The organism is Pedobacter sp., from assembly GCF_035317785.1.
Taxonomy (GTDB): Bacteria; Bacteroidota; Bacteroidia; order Sphingobacteriales; family Sphingobacteriaceae; genus Pedobacter.
In genome coordinates, this window is the sequence record NZ_DATHGC010000383.1 from 1 (window position 1) to 5,872 (window position 5,872).

General features: G+C 44.9%; 4 protein-coding genes and 1 pseudogene. All 5 read right to left on the minus strand.

Annotation, left to right across the window (positions count from 1 at the left end):
- On the minus strand, positions 1–2,239 hold a 2,239-nt coding region (locus VK541_RS24510; protein WP_324373251.1), incomplete at its 3' end, for a VCBS repeat-containing protein.
- Positions 2,240–2,299: 60 nt separating this feature from the next.
- The gene (locus tag VK541_RS24515) at positions 2,300–3,361 is read right to left on the minus strand and encodes a histidine kinase (RefSeq protein WP_324373252.1); all 1,062 of its coding nucleotides are present in this window, start codon (positions 3,359–3,361) and stop codon (positions 2,300–2,302) included.
- Positions 3,362–3,363: 2 nt separating this feature from the next.
- Positions 3,364–4,467, minus strand: coding sequence for a sensor histidine kinase (locus tag VK541_RS24520; RefSeq protein ID WP_324373253.1), 1,104 nt, complete (start codon positions 4,465–4,467; stop codon positions 3,364–3,366).
- A gap of 49 nt (positions 4,468–4,516) precedes the next feature.
- Positions 4,517–5,455, minus strand: a complete 939-nt coding sequence (locus VK541_RS24525; protein WP_324373254.1) for a sulfite exporter TauE/SafE family protein — start codon at positions 5,453–5,455, stop codon at positions 4,517–4,519.
- Positions 5,456–5,621: 166 nt separating this feature from the next.
- A pseudogene (locus tag VK541_RS24530) lies at positions 5,622–5,872 on the minus strand (hypothetical protein); the annotation flags it as partial.

A 5,872-nucleotide genomic window follows, 5' to 3' on the forward strand; every position in this document is an offset into this window, starting at 1 on the left:
AACGGTCCTGGAGCAGGGGATCATCTTGTAAATAGCTGCCATATCCGCCGCTAGCGACATAGAGGTCGAGATGTCCATCACCGTTGGCATCAAAGAATACCGCATCTGCATCCTCTGATTTCAGGTCTTCCTGAAATGCCGGGGTATTTTTAGGGTTAAATGAACCGTCTTTCTGCTGCAGGAAGAGCTGGCTGGCCTGACCCCGACCTGCGCCTACAAAAACATCGGTCAGTCCGTCTCTGTTGACATCGCCCTGTGCCATGCAGGGGCCGCCGAAGGACAATGGGTTGGTGAGCAGCGGCTGGCGCTTGAAGTCATTTGTGGTATTTTTCTGTTGATTAAACGCAATAGGAGATTTGACTTCTTTGAATAGCGGTTCGGTGACTTTAGGTGTTTTATATTCCTGATTTGCATTCTTTTCAGCTAAGATAAGCGGCTGATTGGATTTGACTTGTTTAAGCAGTTGCTGTTTGCCGCTGTTCCAGACCACACGCAGTGAATCTATGGCCTGATCTGTTCCTAAACCAAAATGCAGCACGGGTGATACGCTGGACTGGTATCCGCGGGAGGGATTTTGCTCCAGGTATTGTTGTTTGCCTTTTGCATAGAGCCATATTTTAGCCCCGACACCTTGGGTATTGCCGGCTGCGCCCTGCAGCTTGACTTTCAGGTAATGGTGTTTGCCCTGATCTGAGGCCTGATTTTGATAAATAAAGGCAGGAAGGTTGATGTTGTTGATGATCAGGTCCAGATCGCCGTCATTGTCCAGATCGGAGTAAGCAGCACCATTACTGTTTGAAGGGGTCTGGATTCCCCATTCTTCACTTCTATTGCTGAAACCAAGATCTCCGTTGTTCTTAAAGGCGTAATTGATCACATTTGAAGCAGGAATCTCATTGATCAGGCTAAGGATGTTTTCCTTGATTTTTACCTGGTCTGTCTGACGGAGAAAATCTCCTTTAAACTTCAGGAAATCCATATCGGTATAGTCGCGCAGGTAGCCGTTGGTGACAAAGAGGTCTTTCCAGCCGTCATTGTCATAGTCTGCCAGCAGCGGTGCCCAGCTCCAGTCGGTATTGGAAATGCCGGCCAGCTGGCCCGTTTCACTAAAGGTGCCATTTCCGTTGTTGATCTGCAGCATATTGCGCATGTCCTGGTAGTGAAAACCGAGTTTTAGCCTCAGGTTGTAATATTCATAGTTATCAGGTGCGAACAATTGTTTCTGGCGATGGTTGTCTTCCGGAAGCATGTCTAGGGTCAGGATATCTTGCAGGCCGTCATTGTTTACGTCAGCGATGTCATTGCCCATAGAATACAACGAGGTATGACCAATTTGCGCACTGAGCTGATCTGTAAAGGTTCCGTCTCCGTTATTGATGTAATGGTAGTCTGGGGCGGAGTAGTCATTGCAAATGTAAATATCCGGCCATCCATCATTATTTACATCAGCGATGCCTGCGCCAAGCCCGTAAGTGAAGGAAGAGTTGTACAGACCTGCCTGGTCGGAGATATCGGTAAATTTATTGTCGGTATTTTTATAGAGCTTTACCCTTATTTTTGGAGCTGGCTCGTTTAATATAAGTGGCGCAGATTCTTCCTCCAGTGTGGTAAATACTTTTGGATTGTGATTGAGCAGGAACATATCCAGGTCATTGTCCTTGTCATAGTCAAAGAACACGGCCTGGGTACTGTAAGCGTCATCGGCAATGCCGTAATCGGCTGCTTGTTCTTTGAATACAGGAGTTCCTGAAGCGTCGTTGCCGCTATTGATATACAATTTGTTTTCCCGGTTTTTGGCCGGAAGGCCGCCCGACAGACATTGATAAATATCCAGTTTGCCATCGCCGTTCACATCGGCCATGGTGACGCCTGTTTTCCAGCTGAAGCCTGACTCGGTGATTCCTGCTTTTGTGGTGATGTCTTCAAACTGCATGTTTCCCTTGTTGAGGTAGAGTTTTGCAGGTGTCATATTGCCGGAAAAATAAACGTCGTCCAGTCCGTCATTGTTCAGATCGCCAACAGAGACCCCACCGCCATTGTAGAAATACTGGTAGGACATGATATTGGCCTTAGTATTTTCAACTATGGTATTGTTAAAGTCTATATGGGTTTTTTCGGGAGGCAGCAATACAAACAGGGGGCCTGCTGTGTTGTCGTTGTTGTCTTTGTGCTGACAAGAGGACAGGAGAATTGCACCTGAAAGGCACAGGCCAGGCACGAGTTTGGAGAGTAGGGACATTTGGTTAGCGTTTGGTTTAAACTACTTGAAGATAAAGACTTTATTTCAAAGTTTACTAACTTAAATTATCGGCAGAATCAGTGTGATGCTGCAACGTGCATCTTCACAGTTTTCAAAATGGAACTGAACACTGCTGCCAAACAGTTGCTTGTAGTTGCTGCCGTAGTTTTCCAGATCGGCAACCAGGGTTTCGGGGGCCTTGTCATGGTATTCCATACCTAATTGGAGTTGGCGCTGTTCAATGAAAATATTGATCTCCAGGGTGACTGGTTTATTGCTCTGCACTTTGCAGAAAAGCTCCAGGATGTTGATCAACGCCAGGGGTGCTATTTTTTGATCTGTAATTTCGCCCTGAACATTTAATACCACATTGAGATTGTGCTTAAAATGGTTTAAGGCAATGAAATGGATAAAATTGTTCAGTGCCTGCAGTTCTTCCTGCAGCGGGGTATGCTGCTGTCTGCCCCAGTACAGCCTGTAGCGCAGCAGATCGGAAAATGTCAGTATGGCTTCGGGCGTATTCTCGTCCTGGCTGAGGGCTGACTGTTTCAGCTGTTTTAGCGAGCGCATGAGAAAATCGGGACTGATATTGGTCTTCAGCAGGTCCAGTTTGACTTGCTCAATTTCTTTCTTTTCATTTTCGAGTTCCAAAATGGTATGACCTTCTTCATTTTTTTCCATGAAGAACAGCATCATGGAGAAGACCATAAAATTGAGCAGATAACCGCCCAGACTGTAGGCATACATGCCCCAAAATGATAGATTGCCATTGAGCGGATTGTCGGAATAAAAGGTAACGAAGCTCCTTGTAAACCAGACATCCAGCGCAGTAAAAAACAGATAACTGCCTACCACGAGTAACCAGAACTGCAGGTTGCGGTTCCTTTTGAAGTAGTAGGGGATCAGGACCAGGCAATAAAGGTAATAGAATATGGCAATGAGCAGGTTTTCCAGTATAAAGTGATTAAATATAACTGATGGGGTAATAGAGACCTTAACGGTCATCAGTGTACCCACTACAAATACCCACAGCCAATAGATGACATGTGCAACCCATCTGTACCGTGTGAAATACACCCAGCGGTTCTTTTTATTAATCTCTATTTGTACGAGGCCGCTCATCTTCAAAAATTAATGGTTAGGTCAATTTCAAATCTGTCCTTTAAGCTTTGCATGGACAGCGTGTGTTTATCCGGATACAGGATCTCTAGTCTTCGTTTCACGTTTTTTAGGCCAATGCCTCCCTGATAATCGGAAATGGCCTGGCCGATGGTGTTGAGCGGTTTACTGTTTTGAAGTCTGAAGTGTATGTACTTGTCCTGCACATCGATGTCCAGGTTGATCCAGGATTTACCGAAACTGGTTTTGGTACCGTGTTTGAACGCATTCTCCAGAAAGTTGATGAGCAGGAGCGGGGCAATCATTTTGTCTTTTATGTCGCCTTTAATGTTTACTGTAACTGTGCACTGATCTTCTTTGTGACGCAGTTTTTCGAGTGTGATGTAACTATTGGTAAAAGTAAATTCGTTCTCAAGCGGTACCAGGTCTGCTTTACAGTCGTACAGCATGTAATGGAGCAGCGATTCGAGTTTGGCTATGATCGCGGGTGTTTGTGCTGATTTTTTCAGGCTGAGCGCATAAATGTTGTTCAGCGTGTTAAAAAGAAAATGAGGATTGACCTGGGATTTGAGAAAACTACTTTCTAAGGTTATCTTTTGGGTCTTGAACTGTATCAGCCTCTGAATCTCTTTTTGCTGATCATAGATGTCCACAAAGTAATAAAACGCAATAAAAAAAATAAAAGGGAACAGGAACGCTGAAAATGTCCTGTAGCTGATGTAGCTGAATTGCTCTGCTTGTGCATCAAGACCGGGTTGACCATTTATGATCAGCTTGATGAGCAGCACACGGGCAAGGAAAATGATCAGCAGCAGGCCCAGAAAAGTCAGCCAGAAGATCAGCTTGTTTTTTGACCGGTATAAGGGGACGATTGCGAACTGAAAGGCATAGCACAGTATTAATAACAGGATTACCTTGGCAAAATAAATGGAGGTATTGGTGCTGGGAGTGTATTTTATGTTTTCGGTAACGCCGCTATTGCGCATTTGCAGGTATGAAATGCTCAGCAAAATGGCCCAAAAAAGCAGATGAAGCACCCACTTGTAGTGTCCAAAGCTTTTTACGAGGTGTTGTTTTACAGGGATATTTGCCATGAGCGGTGATGGCAACTAATTTATTTATTATTTTGAAAATTAAAGAATATAGGTTGATTTATGACTAAATCATTTTCGTAATCGCCATGTAAATGATGCGCACGCTAGAGATGATGACTATGGCAGCTACTCCTATAAACATCTTTTTTATCGGCAGCTTGCCGACAAGACGGGCCGCTATCGGCGCCGCAGCGACACCACCAACGATGAGGCCAAGGATGGATTGCCAGTGACTGACACCCAGAATAAAGAAGAAAGTTACTGCACTGGCCATGGTCACAAAGAACTCGGTCAGACTCACGGAGCCGATCACATATTTAGGGGTCCGGCCTTTGGCAATAAGCGTTGAGGTAACCAGCGGCCCCCAGCCGCCGCCGCCAAATGAGTCTAAAAAACCACCTGCTCCAGCCAGCCAGCCTGCGCGCTTTACTTTTTGTGGTTTTGTTTTTTCTTTAAATGCATTGAGTAGTATGCGGATTCCAAGCAATAAGGTGTAAACGGAAATAACGGGCCTGATGTAGGCTGAAAAGGCTTCTCCCGCATAGCTGAGCAATATGGCTCCGGCTATGGCGCCGAGTACGCCGGGGATCAACAGGGTCTTGAACAGTTTTTTGTTTACATTACCAAAGCGGTAATGGCTGAAGCCTGATGCACCGCTCGAGAACATCTCAGCGGTGTGTATGCTTCCGGAAATTACAGCGGGATTTAATCCGCCGGAAAGCAGCAGGGTAGTGGATACCACCCCGTATCCCATGCCCAAAGCCCCGTCAACAAGCTGGGCCACAAAACCCACCACGAGCATCCAGTAGAATTTCTCATCCATTTGCCCGTAAACCTCTTTACCAAATGTGAGCACAGAATCATAGCTGAGATAAGTGTATGCCGCAATACCGAGAAATAAAATGGCAAGAATAATGAGGCATAGGTAAGCGATTTTCTTCCACTTCTTTTCCTGTTTTGTATTGCTGACCGGTATGCTGATCTGGCTTTCGGGTAAACTCATTATGGTTTCTTGTGTAACTGATTTCTAATCCTAATTCGTACAAAGTCTATCGAATAAGTCGACAATATTATTACCATTTTTCCATTCTACAAAATTCTTTTACAATTAAATAGTTAATCGTCTGTTTATTAGTAATTTATAAAACAAAATTTATCTGAATTATCGGCTAAGCATTCTGTTTCTCCGCATAAATGCGAATGATCAGCTTTGTTCTGTGCTGAAACCTGATGAATAAAAGGAGGGAGGCTGTCAGTAAGCCAAATGTAAGTCCGTACCAAATTCCGTTGACACCCATGTCCAGTTTGATGCCCAATAAATATCCCAGGGGAATGCCAATGATCCAGTAGGCGATAAAGGTAATTATGGTAGGAATGTTTACGTCGCCCATGCCTCTGAGTACACCGAGCCCAACGACTT

Coding starts and splice junctions, on each gene's coding strand:
- VK541_RS24515 (WP_324373252.1), bottom strand. CDS start 3,361: ATGAGCGGCCTCGTACAAATAGAGATTAATAAAAAGAACCGCTGGGTG.
- VK541_RS24525 (WP_324373254.1), bottom strand. CDS start 5,455: ATGAGTTTACCCGAAAGCCAGATCAGCATACCGGTCAGCAATACAAAA.